At 41.3% G+C, this 17692-nt stretch carries 14 protein-coding genes, 1 tRNA gene and 1 pseudogene; 10 read left to right on the top strand and 6 right to left on the bottom strand.

The window, feature by feature from the left end; translation table 11 throughout:
- The first annotated feature begins 2 nt into the window (after positions 1-2).
- Together hslO and pckA are read left to right on the top strand one after the other, a co-directional pair.
- Positions 3-875 (top strand): Hsp33 family molecular chaperone HslO, encoded by an 873-nt coding sequence (gene hslO / locus PSF31_RS11410; protein ID WP_004263166.1) that lies wholly within the window; start codon positions 3-5, stop codon positions 873-875.
- Between the two features lie 203 nt (positions 876-1078).
- Positions 1079-2698, top strand: coding sequence for a phosphoenolpyruvate carboxykinase (ATP) (pckA, locus tag PSF31_RS11405; RefSeq protein ID WP_004263163.1), 1620 nt, complete (start codon positions 1079-1081; stop codon positions 2696-2698).
- A 67-nt stretch (positions 2699-2765) separates the two neighbouring features.
- Here the strand turns inward: pckA and PSF31_RS11400 are convergent, their stop codons facing one another.
- Complete coding sequence (locus PSF31_RS11400; RefSeq protein WP_164561262.1) at positions 2766-3464, bottom strand: pirin family protein; 699 nt, start codon at positions 3462-3464, stop codon at positions 2766-2768.
- A gap of 478 nt (positions 3465-3942) precedes the next feature.
- The gene (locus PSF31_RS11395; RefSeq protein ID WP_096863482.1) at positions 3943-5151 is read right to left on the bottom strand and encodes an NAD(P)/FAD-dependent oxidoreductase; all 1209 of its coding nucleotides are present in this window, start codon (positions 5149-5151) and stop codon (positions 3943-3945) included.
- Between the two features lie 375 nt (positions 5152-5526).
- Between PSF31_RS11395 and pitA the strand changes: the two genes are divergently transcribed.
- The gene (pitA, locus tag PSF31_RS11390) at positions 5527-7017 is read left to right on the top strand and encodes an inorganic phosphate transporter PitA (protein ID WP_004263157.1); all 1491 of its coding nucleotides are present in this window, start codon (positions 5527-5529) and stop codon (positions 7015-7017) included.
- Between the two features lie 132 nt (positions 7018-7149).
- Here pitA and uspB read toward each other — a convergent pair whose 3' ends face one another.
- Positions 7150-7485 carry a universal stress protein UspB gene (gene uspB, locus PSF31_RS11385; RefSeq protein WP_004263154.1) on the bottom strand — a complete coding sequence of 112 codons (336 nt, stop codon included), beginning with the start codon at positions 7483-7485 and terminating at the stop codon, positions 7150-7152.
- A gap of 450 nt (positions 7486-7935) precedes the next feature.
- On the opposite strand from uspB, the gene uspA reads away from it, so the two are divergent.
- Both uspA and gdhA read left to right on the top strand, forming a co-directional pair.
- Positions 7936-8370, top strand: coding sequence for a universal stress protein UspA (gene uspA / locus PSF31_RS11380; RefSeq protein WP_004263149.1), 435 nt, complete (start codon positions 7936-7938; stop codon positions 8368-8370).
- Between the two features lie 266 nt (positions 8371-8636).
- A complete protein-coding gene (gene gdhA, locus PSF31_RS11375; RefSeq protein WP_004263145.1) occupies positions 8637-9971 on the top strand; it encodes an NADP-specific glutamate dehydrogenase in 1335 nt (444 codons plus the stop codon).
- A gap of 83 nt (positions 9972-10054) precedes the next feature.
- On the opposite strand, the gene rsmJ is transcribed toward gdhA, so the two are convergent.
- A complete protein-coding gene (gene rsmJ, locus PSF31_RS11370; protein WP_094962881.1) occupies positions 10055-10825 on the bottom strand; it encodes a 16S rRNA (guanine(1516)-N(2))-methyltransferase RsmJ in 771 nt (256 codons plus the stop codon).
- The gene (prlC, locus tag PSF31_RS11365) at positions 10818-12860 is read right to left on the bottom strand and encodes an oligopeptidase A (protein ID WP_004263141.1); all 2043 of its coding nucleotides are present in this window, start codon (positions 12858-12860) and stop codon (positions 10818-10820) included. Before prlC ends, rsmJ begins: the two co-directional genes overlap by 8 nt.
- A gap of 309 nt (positions 12861-13169) precedes the next feature.
- Here prlC and PSF31_RS11360 point away from each other — a divergent pair.
- Both PSF31_RS11360 and rhuM read left to right on the top strand, forming a co-directional pair.
- A tRNA-Sec gene (locus PSF31_RS11360) sits at positions 13170-13264 on the top strand.
- 176 nt (positions 13265-13440) lie between these two features.
- Positions 13441-13704: pseudogene (rhuM, locus tag PSF31_RS11355) on the top strand (RhuM family protein); the annotation flags it as partial.
- A 68-nt stretch (positions 13705-13772) separates the two neighbouring features.
- On the opposite strand, the gene PSF31_RS11350 reads toward rhuM, so the two are convergent.
- Entirely contained in the window at positions 13773-14669 is an 897-nt protein-coding gene (locus PSF31_RS11350) for a LysR family transcriptional regulator (protein WP_096863483.1), read from the bottom strand.
- A 111-nt stretch (positions 14670-14780) separates the two neighbouring features.
- Here PSF31_RS11350 and PSF31_RS11345 point away from each other — a divergent pair, with 111 nt between their 5' ends.
- Genes PSF31_RS11345 through PSF31_RS11335 form a run of 3 tightly spaced genes read left to right on the top strand, consistent with a single transcriptional unit; the run spans position 14781 to position 17583 of the window.
- Positions 14781-15983, top strand: a complete 1203-nt coding sequence (locus tag PSF31_RS11345) for an MFS transporter (RefSeq protein WP_096863484.1) — start codon at positions 14781-14783, stop codon at positions 15981-15983.
- A 1-nt stretch (position 15984) separates the two neighbouring features.
- Positions 15985-16449 carry a cyclophilin-like fold protein gene (locus PSF31_RS11340; RefSeq protein WP_096863485.1) on the top strand — a complete coding sequence of 155 codons (465 nt, stop codon included), beginning with the start codon at positions 15985-15987 and terminating at the stop codon, positions 16447-16449.
- An 18-nt stretch (positions 16450-16467) separates the two neighbouring features.
- Positions 16468-17583, top strand: coding sequence for an alpha/beta hydrolase (locus tag PSF31_RS11335; protein ID WP_096863486.1), 1116 nt, complete (start codon positions 16468-16470; stop codon positions 17581-17583).
- Positions 17584-17692 lie beyond the last annotated feature (109 nt).

The raw sequence follows: 17692 nt of genomic DNA, 5'->3' as shown, positions 1-17692 counted from the left end.
TTATGGCAAACCAAGACTTACTCCACCGTTTTTTATTTGAACAACATTCTGTTCGTGGAGAAATGATCAGTGTTGATGAAACCTTTGAACATATTTTAGAAAACCATGACTACCCAACAGCGGTAAAAGGGTTGTTGGGTGAGTTACTTGTTGCTACCAGTTTATTGACGGCAACGTTGAAGTTCGATGGTGATATTACTGTGCAAATTCAAGGTGATGGGCCTGTTAATTTGGCGGTTATCAACGGTAATAATTTACAACAGATGCGTGGTGTTGCACGTGTCGATGGCCCAGTTGTGGCGGGTAGCACTCTCAAGCAAATGATTGGTAACGGTTTTATGGTTATTACCATCACACCGAACCAAGGTGAACGTTATCAAGGGATTGTGGCTATTGAAGGGGATTCTATCGAAGAAAGCATTGATGCCTATTTCCGCCAATCAGAGCAATTACCAACCCGTTTATTTATTCGTGTGGGTGAAGTAGATGGGAAACCAAGTGCAGGTGGTATGTTATTGCAAGTTTTGCCAGCAGCAAATGAAACAAGCCATGACTTTTTTGACCACTTAGTGCAACTGACTGCCACGATTAAAGGCCAAGAGCTGAGCACATTGGATGTGAAAGAGGTTTTACATCGTCTTTATCATGAAGAAGATGTCACTTTATATGACCCTCAATCTGTCGAGTTTCGTTGTACTTGTTCAAGGGAGCGTTGCGAAAGTACGTTAGCCACCTTACCTAAGGAAGATGTTATCGATATTTTGCACAAAGATGGGAAAATTGATATGGAATGTGAATTTTGTGGCTCACATTATGTATTTATTGAATCCGATCTTCAGGGGTTAAATAATGAGCTAAATCAGCAACTTCACTGATACGATTTAGCAACCTAATTATGTGACAAGGGTGCAATTCTGCACCTTTTTCTTATAATTTTAAAGCATTATTACGTGCTCTAAGTCTCATTATGAATTAAAAAAAATCATACATTTTCAATTCTTTGATAGCAATCGCTGTTAATTAGTCGTAAAGAATTATGATCATCCGCAGATTAGTTATGTTTACCAGGAGCAATATAATGAGCGCTAAAAGCATTACCCTGAAGGAACTTGAAAAGTACGGTATTCATGATGTAACTGAAGTGGTTTATAACCCAAGTTACGAGCTATTATTCACGGAAGAAACTAAGCCTGGACTTGAAGGTTATGAGCGTGGAACAGTAACCACTTTAGGAGCTGTTGCGGTTGATACAGGTATCTTTACTGGTCGTTCACCAAAAGATAAATATATTGTACGTGATGACGTGACTCGCGATACAGTTTGGTGGGCAGACCAAGGTAAAGGTAAAAATGACAACAAACCTATGTCACAAGAAGTTTGGGCGGATCTCAAACATTTAGTGACTGAACAACTGTCAGGTAAACGTTTGTTTATCATTGATGCATTCTGTGGTGCGAACGCTGACACTCGTCTAAAAGTACGTTTTATCACCGAAGTTGCATGGCAGGCGCATTTCGTTAAAAACATGTTCATTCGCCCATCTGATGAAGAATTAGTGGGTTTCGAACCTGATTTCATCGTCATGAATGGCGCAAAATGTACTAACCCGAATTGGAAAGCACAAGGTTTGAATTCAGAAAACTTTGTTGCGTTCAACTTAACCGAACGCATGCAACTGATCGGCGGCTCTTGGTATGGCGGCGAAATGAAGAAAGGTATGTTCTCTATGATGAACTACCTGCTGCCATTAAAAGGCATTGCATCTATGCACTGTTCTGCTAACGTCGGCGAAAAAGGTGATGTAGCCATTTTCTTTGGTTTATCTGGAACAGGTAAAACCACACTCTCTACCGATCCAAAACGTAAGTTAATTGGTGACGATGAACACGGTTGGGATGATGACGGCGTATTCAACTTTGAAGGTGGTTGCTACGCAAAAACTATCAACTTATCTAAAGAAGCTGAGCCAGACATCTATGGCGCAATCAAACGTGATGCGTTATTGGAAAACGTGATGGTGTTGGCAGATGGTTCAGTTGATTTCAATGATGGTTCAAAAACAGAAAACACCCGTGTTTCTTACCCAATCTACCACATTGAAAATATTGTAAAACCTGTTTCTAAAGCGGGCCATGCAACAAAAGTTATCTTCTTAACCGCAGATGCATTCGGTGTGTTACCTCCTGTTTCTCGTTTAACGCCTGAGCAAACGCAGTACCACTTCCTATCAGGCTTTACCGCGAAATTAGCAGGTACAGAGCGTGGTGTCACTGAACCAACTCCAACCTTCTCCGCTTGCTTTGGTGCGGCATTCTTATCACTGCACCCAACACAATACGCTGAAGTATTAGTTAAACGTATGGAAGCAGCAGGCGCGAAAGCTTACTTAGTGAATACAGGCTGGAACGGTACAGGTAAACGTATTTCCATCAAAGATACACGTGCCATCATTGACGCTATTTTAAGTGGTGACATCGAAAAAGCAGACATGATTAAACTGCCAGTGTTCGATTTAGAAATCCCAACAGCATTACCGGGTGTGGATACCAATATCCTTGACCCACGTAATACTTATGCAGACAAAGCACAGTGGGATGAAAAAGCGCAAGACTTAGCGGAACGTTTCGTGAACAACTTTGATAAGTACACGGACACCCCAGCAGGCGCTGCACTGGTGAAAGCAGGGCCAAAACTGTAATTGGTTTTGTGAATCAATAAATAATAAAGGCTCTACCAAAGTAGAGCCTTTTTTGTTGTGAAAATGATTATTCTGCTGATGGTAAGTCAAACAACAGGATTTCACTATCTTCACTTGCTTTGATGGTGAGCGCTGTTTCTTGCCAAATGGCTAAACCATCGCTGGTGGTTGCTTTTTGGCCATTCACTTCAACATTCCCTTTAACGATCTGGATCCACACGACACGTTTATCAGCGATAGCATGGGTGTGTGTTTCATTAGCAGGTAATGCCCAGCGCCACAGTTCCATATCTTGATAAACTTTTAATGAGCCATCACGTGCATCCGGTGATAGTACCAGTTGCTTGCCGTCTTTGGAGTCGAACCGTTTTTGCTCATAACGTGGCTCAATGCCTGTTCTTTCAGGAATGATCCAAATTTGGTACAGATGTAGCTCTTCTTCATTGCTTGGGTTGTACTCAGAGTGACGAATACCCGTACCCGCACTCATTATTTGAAATTCACCCGCAGGGATTTGCTCCATATTGCCCATGCTGTCTTTATGTTCCACAGTACCATTGAGCACGTAGGTTAATATTTCCATATCTTTATGGGGATGTGTTCCAAACCCTTGGCCAGCAGCAATAAAGTCTTCGTTAATCACTCTCAGCGCAGAAAAGCCCATAAATTGCTCATCATAGTAGCTAGAGAATGAAAAAGTATGCCAACTGTCGAGCCACCCATGATTTGCATGACCACGTTCGTTCGCTTTGCGTAAATAGATCATCGTGTTCTCTCCTGTACGGATTTCAACCTTGGTTGAACTCGCTCTAAATGTATTGATGACAGTTTAACCAATTTATACACAGAGAAAAGTAGCTACCATTAACCATAGGATCCAAAAAATTTGAATAAGATATAAGGTGATTGCAGAGAATGTGGTGTGAATAAAAAAATAGCCAGCGCAAGGCTGGCTAAAGTAAACACTGGAAGCAATGTGAGCAATGTCGTACTCCCTGCAAAGGGTGACTAAGTAACCCTGTTGAGGAAGTGATGATAATGATAATAGTTATCACTATCGTTTGTAAAGCATTATTTTTAACCAAAATAATATATCTTATAATTAAAACTGCAATTATATGATTTATATGAAATTAAATATTAACCATTATTTTTCAATGGATTAAGATTATTTGGCCATAAATAAAGGCCGATAACTTTAACAGAGCAATCCTGTTAAGAGTCTGGTTAAGGCCGAGTGTTTTTTAGTCGTTTTTTGCAAAAGGGAGAGGTAAGCTTTCCGCGCATGCAGCCGCGGAGCTCCATGCCCATTGGAAATTGTAACCTCCGAGCCAGCCGGTCACATCCATCACTTCACCAATAAAATACAGGTCTGGTACTTTAAGTGATTGCATGGTTTTAGATGATATTTCGTGAGTATCAACGCCACCCAATGTCACTTCGGCGGTACGGTAACCTTCCGTTCCATTAGGTTGCACCTGCCATTGGTGTAAGGTGGTGTGTAACGCTTCAATTTGAGGATGATTAAGCTGTTTTAGAGCAAACTCAGGGATTTGTCCTTGGGCTTGTAATACCTCAATTAGCCGTTTTGGTAATAATTTAGCTAAGGTATTTTTCAATGATTGATTTGGGTGCTGTTGTCTCTCTGAAACGATAAAATCATTGACGGAGATATCTGGAAGTAAGTTAATACTCACGTACTCGCCAGGGTTCCAGTAGCTGGATATTTGTAAAATAGCTGGACCAGAAAGCCCCCGATGGGTGAATAAAATATTTTCTTTAAATACGGTGCCGCTTGTCGCTGTTACCGTTGCAGGGACAGAGATACCTGAAAGTACCTGTAAGGTTTCTAAAAGGGGTTTATGTAAGGTGAAGGGCACCAGTGCTGCTCGTGTTGGAATAATAGTATGCCCAAACTGTTCCGCAAGACGATAGCCAAAAGGGGTCGCACCTAAACCTGGCATAGATAGGCCACCTGTTGCAATGACAAGTGAGTGGGTACTTACTTGAGAGCCGTTGATCGTGACTAAAAAACCATCATCTGCTTTGTCAACGGCAGTCACCTCACTGCGTAACTTGATAGTGATATTCGGTAGATTACACTCACTTTGCAGCATATTGACGATATCTTGTGCACTATTATCACAAAAAAGCTGCCCTAAGGTTTTTTCATGATAGGGAATATTATATTTGGCCACTAAGGCAATAAAATCCCACTGTGTATAGCGAGCAAGTGCTGACTTACAAAAGTGTGGGTTTGTTGAAATGTAATTGCTGTGTTCTGCATACATATTAGTGAAATTGCAGCGCCCGCCACCGGACATCAATATTTTTCTGCCTAATTTTTTCCCGTTATCAACCACTAGCGTCTTCAAACCGCGTTTGCCAGAGTGTGAGGCACAGAATAAACCCGCTGCACCAGCACCTAAAATAATAACGTCGAAATTTTTCACAATAAGTGTCTCTATATATGTTTGATTTTAAGCGTAATTACATTGATAACCGGGATATTTTACGTCATCTCACCGGGATTGTAATGTAAAGCTTTGAGGAAGAACTGATGAAAACTATACAGGACGTATTATAATTAGAAAAATTCGTCTAAAAAAAGCAAACAACGATTATTTTCTGGAAATATCGTTAAAAAGTTTCAAAAATTCAGAATAAGTTTGATTGCTTTAATGTATTGAAAAATATGGGGTAATTGCTATGAGGTGCTTTTTTGATGGGTAGTTAAATCAAAAAAAGGTTAGATTTTGCTTCCACCGCCAGCGTTTGTCACTGATAATGCGCCGCGTTCATGTCCAACATATAATGGCTTAACGTCTATGCTACATCTTTTTACAGGTTTAGAATTTCATACAGGTCTATTATTAGTTCTGGCACTGTTATTTGTGCTGATCTATGAGGCTATAAATGGCTTCCATGACACCGCTAACGCGGTAGCAACGGTTATTTATACCAGAGCAATGCGGGCTCAGTTCGCAGTTGTCATGGCAGGGGTTTTTAACTTTTTTGGTGTCTTGCTGGGAGGGTTGAGCGTTGCATATGCCATTGTCCATCTCTTACCAACAGACCTCTTGCTTAATGTGAGCTCAGCTCACGGCCTTGCAATGGTTTTTTCATTGCTCTTGGCTGCAATTATTTGGAACCTTGGAACTTGGTACTTCGGTATCCCTGCTTCCAGTTCACACACACTGATCGGGGCAATAATCGGGGTGGGTTTAACCAACGCGATTGTGACTGATTCGTCTGTTGTTGATGCCTTGAATATACCGAAAATGATCAGTATTTTCATGTCATTAATTTTGTCTCCCGCTATCGGTTTCGTGATTGCCGGTTTGATGATTTTCTTTTTGCGCCGTTATTGGAGTGGCACAAAGAAACGTCGTCGTATTCACTTAACACCAGCGGAACGTGAGAAAAAAGATGGTAAGCGTAAGCCACCATTCTGGACCCGTACTGCATTGATTTTGTCAGCAGTTGGGGTGAGTTTCTCCCATGGTGCGAACGATGGCCAGAAAGGCATCGGTCTTATCATGCTGGTGTTAATTGGTGTTGCTCCAGCAGGTTTCGTTATGAATATGAATTCTAACGGTTATGACATCGCAAAAACACATGATGCGGTTGTCCACCTGCAACAATACTATGAAACACATAAACCAGCGTTAAACCATGCAATAGAAAATGCCCCGGCCGTTGCAGAAAGTAGTGATGAGCCTGGCGGTGAATTCCATTGTGATAGCACGCGTACTAGCGCTATTTTAAATCAAGCGCAAAAGATGCTTGATGGCATTCAAAGCTATGAAGAGCTGACGCCAGACCAACGTAACCACGCACGCCGTTTGCTGATGTGTATCTCTGATACTGCGAATGCGGTTGCGAAATTGCCAGAAACCAGTTCGAAAGATGCCAGCTTACTGAAAAAGCTCAGTAATGATTTACTGTATACCGTTGAATATGCGCCACTGTGGATCATTATTGCGGTTGCTTTAGCATTATCATTAGGCACCATGTTTGGTTGGCAGCGTGTTGCTGTGACCATTGGTGAGAAAATTGGTAAGAAAGGCATGACTTATGCGCAAGGTGTATCTGCCCAGGTGACTGCAGCAGTTTCTATCGGCGTGGCAAGTTATACTGGTATGCCAGTTTCAACAACGCAGGTTTTATCTTCTGCGGTTGCGGGGACGATGGTTGTCGATGGTGGTGGTGTACAAACAAAAACCATTAAAAGCATTGCATTAGCATGGTTATTGACTTTACCGGTGTCCATTGTGTTATCGGGCGGTTTGTACTGGCTATCGCTGTTGTTTATCTAGTCGCACTAATTTTGGCTTCATACATGAGTATGGAGCCTTTAACAGTTACATGAACACAGTAATCTACATATATAAAATAGTGATGATCGGAAGGTCATCACTATTTTCTCGCTAGCAAGTTACTAATCACAATTAACCGGTTATCAATAAATAGGCTAAGCTCACGACAACAAGAATACTGAGTCTGCTTATCATCATGAATTGCTTACGGATCCGCTCACAACGCAAAATAACTTCTGGGTCGTAATGTTCCAGATATTGTTTATTATTTATGTATCGAACTAACCGCAGTTGTTTGTTCAGTTGGCCGTGTGTAGTAAAAAAACCATTACCATCAACGGATTGATAAAGCAGGGGATCTGAATCCCTTAGAATAGACAATAAAACACGAACGGAAGAAAAGTACCGCATCATATTTAAGATGCACAAAATGCATAATGCCCAAAACAATGCAATCATACTGAACATAATCCTCTCCTTAGAACCTAGCTCAAGCTCACAGCAATTGTCGCAAAGGAAATACAGCAGAAAAATTGTACTTATACTCAGTTATTTTATTGTAGGATAAATTACTGTTTAAAAAAAGTGCAGTTAGCGCAAATTTGTGATGACCTCTTGTTTCTATTGAAGAAAATAAATCTGAGTTACTGAACTTTATTATCACAGTTTGCTGTGCAACTTTGTTGCATTTCTAAACTAAAGAGTCGCCATAACTCGAATTTTTTAGGGCAATATATTAATATTGAATGAATGATGTTATTGTTTTATAAAATGTTATATGAAGTGATGATTTTAAGGTTAATCTGCTTAGATGTGATCAAAGCAACACTTAATAATCACAATTAGCAGGTATAGTATTCATAAAGATGTGGTGAAGGCATAACCACCAGATAATCAGCATTCGGAAGGAGTTTACTTATGGCTTACAAACATATTCTCGTTGCGGTAGATTTATCACCTGAAAGTAAAGTATTACTGGATAAGGCTGTCTCTATGGCAAAACCTTACGGGGCCAAAGTATCTATGATCCATGTTGATGTTAACTATTCAGACCTCTATACCGGTCTTATTGATGTCAATCTTGGTGACATGCAGCAACGTATTACTGATGAAACACGTAATGCTCTGAAGGATTTGTCTGCAGGCGCAGGTTATGAAATTCAAGAAACGCTCAGTGGTAGTGGCGACCTAGGCCAAGTACTTGTGGACGCGATTAAGAAATACAATATGGATTTAGTGGTCTGTGGGCATCACCAAGATTTCTGGAGCAAGCTGATGTCATCTGCTCGCCAGTTAATCAATACTGTTCATGTGGATATGTTGATTGTGCCACTAAATGATGATGAAGAATAATCCATATCACTCAATTTGAAATATTATTCACTGAAAACGCTTGCTTATGCAGGCGTTTTTTTTGTTTCAAAATATGTATTTTGAGGGAGTTATTGGCAGGTCAAGCAATTTATTTTGCTATAGAGTGAAAAAAAACCTTGAATTTAGAATACAAACTAATGATATATTCAATAGGCAAACACAAATCAACCTCACATTTCCTAAAAATAATGATAAGAAAGAGTGAGGCACATCACAACAACTACATGTTAAAAAGGAAGACATAGATGACACAATCACTATCTTCGTTCTTGGAGTCTGTCCAAAAAAGAGACCCTTCTCAACCTGAATTTCTACAAGCCGTGCGTGAAGTATTCACTTCCCTTTGGCCGTTTTTAGAGCAAAATGCTAAGTATCGTGACCAAGCATTACTTGAACGTTTTGTTGAACCTGAGCGTGTAATTCAATTTCGAGTATGTTGGGTAGACGACCAAGGTAAAGTTCAAGTTAACCGTGCATGGCGTGTGCAATTTAGCTCTGCAATCGGCCCATTCAAAGGTGGTATGCGTTTTCACCCATCTGTGAATTTATCTATCCTGAAATTCTTAGGCTTCGAACAAACACTGAAAAATGCTTTGACCACATTGCCTATGGGTGGTGGTAAAGGTGGCTCTGACTTTGATCCTAAAGGTAAAAGTCATGGTGAAGTGATGCGTTTCTGCCAAGCATTGATGACAGAACTCTATCGCCATATTGGTTCAAATACTGACGTCCCAGCAGGGGATATTGGTGTTGGTGGCCGTGAAGTGGGCTTTATGACAGGTATGATGAAAAAGCTGTCTAATGACACTTCTTGTGTATTTACCGGTAAAGGATTGTCTTTTGGTGGTAGTTTAATTCGCCCTGAAGCAACTGGTTACGGTTTGGTTTACTTCACAAATGCGATGCTAAAACGTCATGGCCTAGGCTTTGAAGGGATGCGTGTCGCGGTTTCTGGTTCTGGTAACGTTGCGCAGTACACCATTGAAAAATGCATGGAGCTAGGTGCCAAAGTGGTTACAGCTTCCGATTCAAGCGGTACTGTAGTTGATGAAGACGGCTTTACAACAGAAAAACTCGCACGTTTGGAAGAAATCAAAAACAACTATGGTCGTATTGAAGAATATGCAAAAGAGTTTGGCTTAACTTACTTAGCGGGTCAGCAACCATGGAATGTTCCTGTCGATATCGCTCTGCCATGTGCAACACAAAATGAGCTGGATGTTGATGCAGCAAAAGTGTTAATCAAAAATGGCGTTAAAGCGGTCGCTGAAGGGGCTAATATGCCAACGACTATTCCTGCAACTGAGCTGTTCCTTGAAGCAGGAGTGCTGTTTGCGCCAGGTAAAGCGGCTAACGCAGGTGGTGTGGCAACCTCAGGTCTTGAGATGGCTCAAAATGCGGCTCGTCTAGGTTGGAAAGCAGAGAAAGTTGACGCCCGTCTGCATCACATCATGTTGGATATTCACCAGCACTGTGTGGAGTTCGGTGGTGAAGAGAAACAAACTAACTATGTTCAAGGCGCTAACATCGCGGGCTTCGTAAAAGTCGCAGATGCAATGCTTGGGCAGGGTGTGTTGTAATCTTCTGACCTCAAAACGTACGCGAAAGGGCGGCTGTATCATACTGATAAATTCACCTGTACATACGCCCTTCGCCGTTACGTTTATTCGCTATTTTTAATGCATGGATAGATATCAAACCGATGGTTTTTAGTGGTAACTGCTGATGGCGCTTTTTGTCCCGCAAGGGGCTCCGCGTAGTCAGGGCGCTTAACAACCACTCTACGTTTAGCCAAAGCAATCGCAGGGGCTAATAATGAATCTGCATCATCATCTGCTCCCACTAATGACTGAAATACTCGCATTTCTTTCTTCACTAAAGCACTTTTTTGCCGATGAGGGTACATCGGATCAAGATAGATAACATCAGGGGCATGGGTTATCTCACTCAGTGCTGTAATACTGGATGCATGAATCAATGACATTCGCTCTTGTAACCATGGGCCAATTTCTGCATCTTGGTAGCCTCGTTGTAAACCATCATCCAATAGAGCAGCAACCACAGGGTGGCGCTCCAACATACGGACATGGCAACCGAGAGCGGCTAGAACAAAGGCATCACGCCCTAGGCCAGCAGTGGCATCAATGACATCGGGAAGATAATCTTTTTTGATCCCGACGGCTTTGGCAACAGCTTCACCGCGACCTCCACCAAATTTGCGACGATGGGCCATCGCCCCAGAGACGAAATCAACAAAAATCCCACCTAATTTAGGCTCATCTAGTTTGCGCAGTTGTAAGTTTTCAGGCGTAAGTACAACCGCCATAATGGCATCAGGGGTATGAGAAAGTTGCCATTTTTCAGAAAGTTGAGAAAGAGTGCCGGGATCGGCACCCTCTTCGCAGATCAATTGGATCTCAATACGATTAGCCATGAATACCATAGCTCTTCAACATGGCATCTAATTCTGGTTTGCGACCACGGAAGCGTTCAAACAGCGCCATTGGCTCTTCTGAGCCACCACGACTTAAGATATTGTCGAGGAAAGACTGACCTGTTTGACGGTTAAAGATGCCTTCTTCACTGAAACGTGAGTATGCATCTGCCGCAAGCACATCTGCCCATAAGTAGCTGTAATAGCCAGCTGCATAGCCACCTGCGAAAATATGGCTAAAAGCATGTGGAAAGCGCGACCATTTTGGTGAAGGAACCACAGCGACTTTATCTTTAATCGCATATAGCGTTGGCATGACTTGCGCACCTTTGGCTGGGTCATACTCAGCATGTAAGGTGAAATCAAACAGGCCAAACTCTAACTGGCGTAGAACAAACATGGCTGATTGGTAGTTCTTCGCCGCTAACATACTATTGAGCATTTCTGTTGGTAATGGCTCGCCTGTCTCATAATGGCCGGAAATAAATTCGAGGGCTTCAGGCTCCCAGCACCAGTTTTCCATAAACTGACTTGGTAACTCGACAGCATCCCATGGTACACCGTTAATCCCTGCGACATCTGCAACATCAATTTGCGTTAACATATGATGTAAGCCGTGACCAAATTCGTGGAATAAGGTAGTGACTTCATTATGAGTAAACAGTGCGGGCTTATCGCCAAGTGGTTTATTGAAGTTACAGGTTAAATAGGCTACAGGATTTTGTAATGAGCCGTCTTTATGTACCATACGGCCAACACAATCGTCCATCCAAGCTCCACCGCGTTTATGTTCGCGAGCATAGAGGTCTAGGTAGAAGCTGCCGCGTAAGGTATTGGTTTCATCATAGAGTTCAAAGAAACGCACATCTTTATGCCATGTTTCTACATCATTGCGTTCTTTGGCAGTTAAACCATAAATGCGATGAACAACTTCGAACAACCCATTCAGGACGCGTTGTTCAGGGAAATATGGGCGCAATTGTTCATCATTTAATGAGAATTTATGCTGTTTTTGTTTTTCGCTGTAATAGGCTAAATCCCAAGATTCAAGCGTATCGACACCATAATGTTCTTTAGCAAAAGCCGTCAGTTCAGCCAGTTCATTTTCCCCTTGCTGATGAGCACGGTCAGCTAAATCATTGAGGAAATTCAGCACTTGTTCTGGTGATTCGGCCATTTTGGTCGCTAGGGATTTTTCTGCGTAGTTTTTAAAACCTAATAATTGCGCTAGCTCGTGGCGTAAAGCCATCAGTTCATCAATTAATTCGCTGTTATCCCATTTACCCGCATTTGGGCCTTGGTCAGACGCACGGGTGCTATATGCATGGCTCATCTCACGACGTAATTCTGCGTTATCAGCATAGGTCATAACAGGTAAATAGCTTGGCATATCGAGAGTGAGCAAGTAGCCTTCTTCACCTTTTGATTCAGCCATAGCTTTTGCTGCCGCAATGGCACTTTCTGGCATACCCGCTAATTCTTTTTCATCTTTAATCAGTTTGGTCCAACCCATAGTTGCATCAAGCACGTTATTGCTAAATTTAGACGCTATCTCCGACAAACGTGCCACAATTTCACCATAACGTTGCTGTTTTTCAGCAGGTAAGCCAATGCCGGATAACTCAAAATCGCGTAAGGTATTTTCGATAGACTTACGTTGAGCTTGGCTAAGGGAATTAAATTCAGCCCCTTCTTTTAATGATTTATATGCTTGATACAAAGGCTCATGCTGCCCCATCCAGGTACTGAATTCAGACAGTAATGGTAAACATTTTTCATACTCTTCGCGCAGTTCTGGGCTGTTTTTCACGGAGTGTAAATGACTCACTGGCGACCAAACACGAGACAGCTTATCACTGGCTTCTTCTAAAGGTTGGCACAGGTTGTCCCAAGTGTATTGATCTGTTGCACTCAACAGGTTTTCTACTGTTTGGCGATATTCATTGAGTACGTGTTGGACCGCGGGAAAAATATCCGCAGGCTCTATAGTAGAAAAACGGGGTAGTGCGGAATCGGCTAATAATGAATTTGTCATAAAACATCCTGTGATTGCAGGCTTGTGCTCGTAGGCCAAGGCTTACTGTGTTGACAATAAAAGTTAAATGGCGAACTTATACCCAAATAGGATAAATGTTATGGGTGATAGAACCAGCACGCCATTGCGAATATAAGAAAGTATATGGGGGCAGATGTACAAACCTCAATATCAATCTAACGTTTTTTCTTATTAACGCTTATCAATAAATGGGGTTTTTGTTGGTTTTTATCAATAAAGGCAATAGTTGTAGTTTCAATGCTTTGGAAAATAATGAATTCAGTCTATAATCACTTTCCAATCTATAGAGGAAGATCGTCGTCTCCGGTGAGGCGGCTGGATTTCAAATCCAGTTGGGGCTGCCAGCAGTCCCGGGCAGGTTCGACTCCTGTGATCTTCCGCCAAACGCAGTTTCTGAATTTCTCCCAAAGTCTATATTTTCCTTTTAAATCAACAAGATTAATCACTTCGAAGTCTGTCTGATTATCCTCTTGTTTACTGGTTTATACCCCTGTTTGGGGGCAAAATTGGGGGCATAATTTTTCCCTATTTTTTGGATGCCCCCACAGTGAAGCTTAAAGCCAGTCAGCTGGATATGGGCTTAACCAGCTATAAATTTGATGAGGTGCATAAAACCGATGTCACGATCGCGAAGAACTATCTTCGAGAAAATGAACTGAAAGAATTAAACCGTATCGTCAATATGTGGTTAGATTTTGCAGAAGACCAAGCACTGCGTCGTAAGCAAGTTTTCTTACAGGATTGGGATACCAAGCTGGATCAGTTTTTAAGTTTCAACGGCCGTGAAGTTTTGCAATGTGCTGGTGGGATTAGCAAAAAAGCCTACCACTAAAAAACCAATCTGGGGGTATTAATGGGGGCACTGCTATTTATCCAACTCACCAAATGCGACTACTTTGTTCGATACCGTATCGCTTCTACAAAAGCCATAAAAGCGGGTGAGGACTGTCGACGGTTTGGGTAATACAGGTGAAAACCTTCAAAGTAAGGGCTATAATCGATTAATACAGCCTGTAACTTCCCCTTGGCAATATAAGGCTCGGCTAAATGTTCTGGAATATAGGCTATTCCCATTCCGTCCAGCGCTGCATTTAACTGGTGCAGTGTACTATTGAAAACGAGTTGCCCATCCACCTTTATACTTGTTGTATGATCATTTTGTTTAAATTCCCACGCATAAATAGCCCCCGCAGCACGATGGCGAATATTGATGCATTGATGTTCAGATAAGTCGTTAGGAAATAAAGGTTTAGGGTGCTGTTTAAAATAGTCCGGTGAAGCGACTGCAATTAAGCGCCAATCTGGCCCAATGCGAACTGCTATCATGTCTTTATTGATATCATCGCCAATTCGAATTCCTGCATCGAAACGTTCTTCAACAATGTTTGTAAAACCATAGTCCACATATATTTCTATTGTGATATCAGGGTATTTTTGTAAAAAATTATTCAATATTGGTCGAATATAAATTTCGATTTGGTCATCGGTACAACTTAAGCGAATAGTCCCTCTAGGGCTGTCTCTTAACTCACTTAATGCATTAAGTTCAATATCAATCTGTTCAAATAATGGTCGGATGGCATTCATTAGCTGTGCGCCAGCCTCTGTTACTGAAACATTTCGGGTTGTTCTTGCGAGAAGTCGAATCCCTAAGCGTTCTTCCAAAAGTCGTATTGTATGGCTTAATGCCGAAGGCGTCACACCGAGTCTTGCGGCCGCTTTTGTAAAACTTTGCTCTTGAGCAACGATAAGAAAAGCGTGCAAGTCATTCATTTTACCTTTCATCATTAATGAATTTTTCTCACAAGTTCATAAAGATTATACCCACTAATTAAATTATTACCTGTATGCCATGATGATGTCCATTAAATATCGTAGGTACATAGGCGAATATAATCGATGGATAATGCCATTTTTCAAGAGCGAAATTTTCCTGAAAGAGCGAACTGGAGTGCAGTTTTTGCCATGACGCTATGTGTTTTTGTATTGATAGCCTCAGAATTTATGCCTGTGAGCTTGTTAACACCGTTAGCGCTTGATTTTCAGGTGACAGAAGGAATGGCGGGACAAGGTATTACTATCTCAGGAATATTTGCTGTCATAACGAGCTTATTTATTTCTGCACTTACTCATAATTTAAATCGTAAAACCTTATTACTAGGGCTTACGGTCTTAATGGGAGTGTCAGGTGCAATGATTGCCTTGGCCTCTAATTATTATATTTATATGGTTGGCCGTGCGCTAATCGGTATTGTTGTTGGTGGTTTTTGGTCTATGTCTGCTGCGATAGCAATGCGCCTTGTGCCGATAGATCAAGTTCCTAAGGCACTGGCTATTTTCAATAGCGGCAATGCGCTAGCAACTGTCATTGCTGCACCTTTAGGGGCTTATTTAGGCTCAACTATTGGATGGCGAGGGGCATTTTTAGGCTTGGTGCCTATCGCGATTGCAACTATTGTGTGGTTGTGGGTGAGTTTACCCTCAATGCCAACTGATCCGAACAGTCATCAAAATACGCCTCAGATTTTCAGTATTTTTAGCTTCTTTAAATATCGCGTTATCACACTGGGTATGCTTGCTATCGGGTTATTTTTTATGGGACAGTTTACCTTATTTACCTATGTGCGTCCTTTCCTTGAGACCGTCGTAAAAGTCGATATCTCGATGGTGACATTTAGTTTGTTACTTATTGGTATTACGGGATTTATCGGAACTCTACTGATTAATCGTGTATTAAAAATAGGGTTCTATCAAACATTAATCGCCATTCCACTATTGATGGCCAGTATTGCGGTATCACTTATTTTCTTTGGCTATTCCAGTCTTACTTCCATCGTATTATTGAGCATTTGGGGTTTTATCGCGACTGCGGCGCCTGTTGGTTGGTGGAGCTGGATACCTCGAATATTTTCAAATAGTGCAGAAGCAGGAGGGGGATTGATGGTTGCTGTGATCCAACTTTCCATTGCCTGCGGCGCTTCGGTGGGAGGCATAATATTTGATTTGATGGGCTATGAAAGTACCTTTGCAATCAGTGCGTTATTTCTTGTAGTCGCAGCAATACTTGTTCAATGCACAGCAAAGGCTGAAAAGGAAAAATAATATGTTGAATCTATTATTTAAAAATAGGCTTACCCCATTAAATTTTTATTTTCTGTTGGTATTTGCCTGCATCAGCCAGCCATTATTGGCACGTAGTTTACCAATAGAACCTAAAGTGTATTTAATAGAAATTCGTCTTGATACGCAAATAATAAAGGCAGAATTAAAAGATTCAGAAATGACGCGTGATTTTATCAGTTTATTACCGCTCACTGTTGAGTTAGCAGATTATTCATCCACAGAAAAAATCACTTATCTTCCCCGAAAACTACTAACTCGCAATTCATCTAGTGGGATCGTGCCAGAGATTGGGGATATTACTTATTATGCCCCTTGGGGAAATATTGCTATTTTTTATCAACCATTTAGTTACTCCTCAGGGTTATTTAAATTAGGAAAAATAACCGATGGGCTGGAATATCTACAATTTACATCACCAAAACAAGCTGTGATAGAGCTTATCTAAAGAAATAACTAAAAGAGGATGCATATTATGAATCATGAACGTAGAGATTTATTGAAATTAACGGGGGCAAGTATTGCTGTTGCGAGTATGGCATCAATAATGACATCACCAGTATTAGCGCAACCAAATACAAATTTCAGTGAGCTATGGGATAAAACCTTTGTAAAAAGTGATAAGGTTGAACATAAAAAAGTCACATTCAAAAATCGTTATGGTTTAGCCTTAGCCGGAGATTTATATCAACCTAAACATACTAGTGGGTTATTTGCTGCGATTGTATTGAGTGGCCCATTTGGCGCAGTAAAAGAGCAGTCTTCGGGGTTGTATGCGCAAACATTAGCAGAGCGTGGTTTTATTACTCTAGCATTTGATCCCTCTTTTACTGGAGAAAGTGAGGGTGAGCCTCGAAATGTTGCTTCTGCGGATATCAATACGGAAGACTTTAGTGCTGCTGTCGATTTTTTAGGGCTACAGCCAAATGTGGATCGCGAGCGTATTGGTGCGTTAGCTATCTGCGGATTAAGTGGTATGGCTTTAACTGCAGCGAGTAGCGATTCACGTATTAAAGCCGTAGCAACAGCATCAATGTACGATATGTCTCGCAGTATTAGCCGCGGATACCAAGATAGTTACACCATTGAAGAACGACATAAAGTGATTGATTATCTTAGCCAGCAGCGCTGGAAAGATGCAAAAAACGGACACTATGCTTTAGGTTACCATGAGGTGCCATTCGATGAAGATGGCAATATTATCGAGGGACAACGTGTTTTACCGGAGACTCTGCCAGAGAATGCACCGCCTGTATTAGCCGCATTTTTTGATTATTACCGTACTCCTCGAGGTTTTCATCCCCGTTCAATTAATTCAACAACCGCGTGGACAGCAACAACGCCTATATCTTTTTTTAATTTTCCTATGCATACCAATATTGAAATGATATCACCAAGACCAATTTTGCTGATTGCAGGGGAAAATGCACATTCTCGTTATTATTCTGAAGATGTGTACAAAGTAGCTTCAGCTCCTAAAGAACTCTTGATTATTCCAAATGCTGATCATGTTGATTTATATGATAATCTAAGCAAGATCCCTTTCGATAAACTGACAGTTTTCTTTCAACAGAATTTATAAATATAGTTGCACATTATTTTTTAGTAAAATAATGTGCTTGCTGTCAGTTACTGCGTTCCATCTGTTGGTGGCACTCAATTTCGCCAGTAGGCAACGCAAACGCTAAACG

Source organism: Providencia sp. PROV156 (assembly GCF_028480905.1).
Lineage (GTDB): Bacteria > Pseudomonadota > Gammaproteobacteria > Enterobacterales > Enterobacteriaceae > Providencia > Providencia hangzhouensis.
Note: the sequence above shows the minus strand (reverse complement) of the source record. Positions and strands in the feature narration are given on the sequence as shown.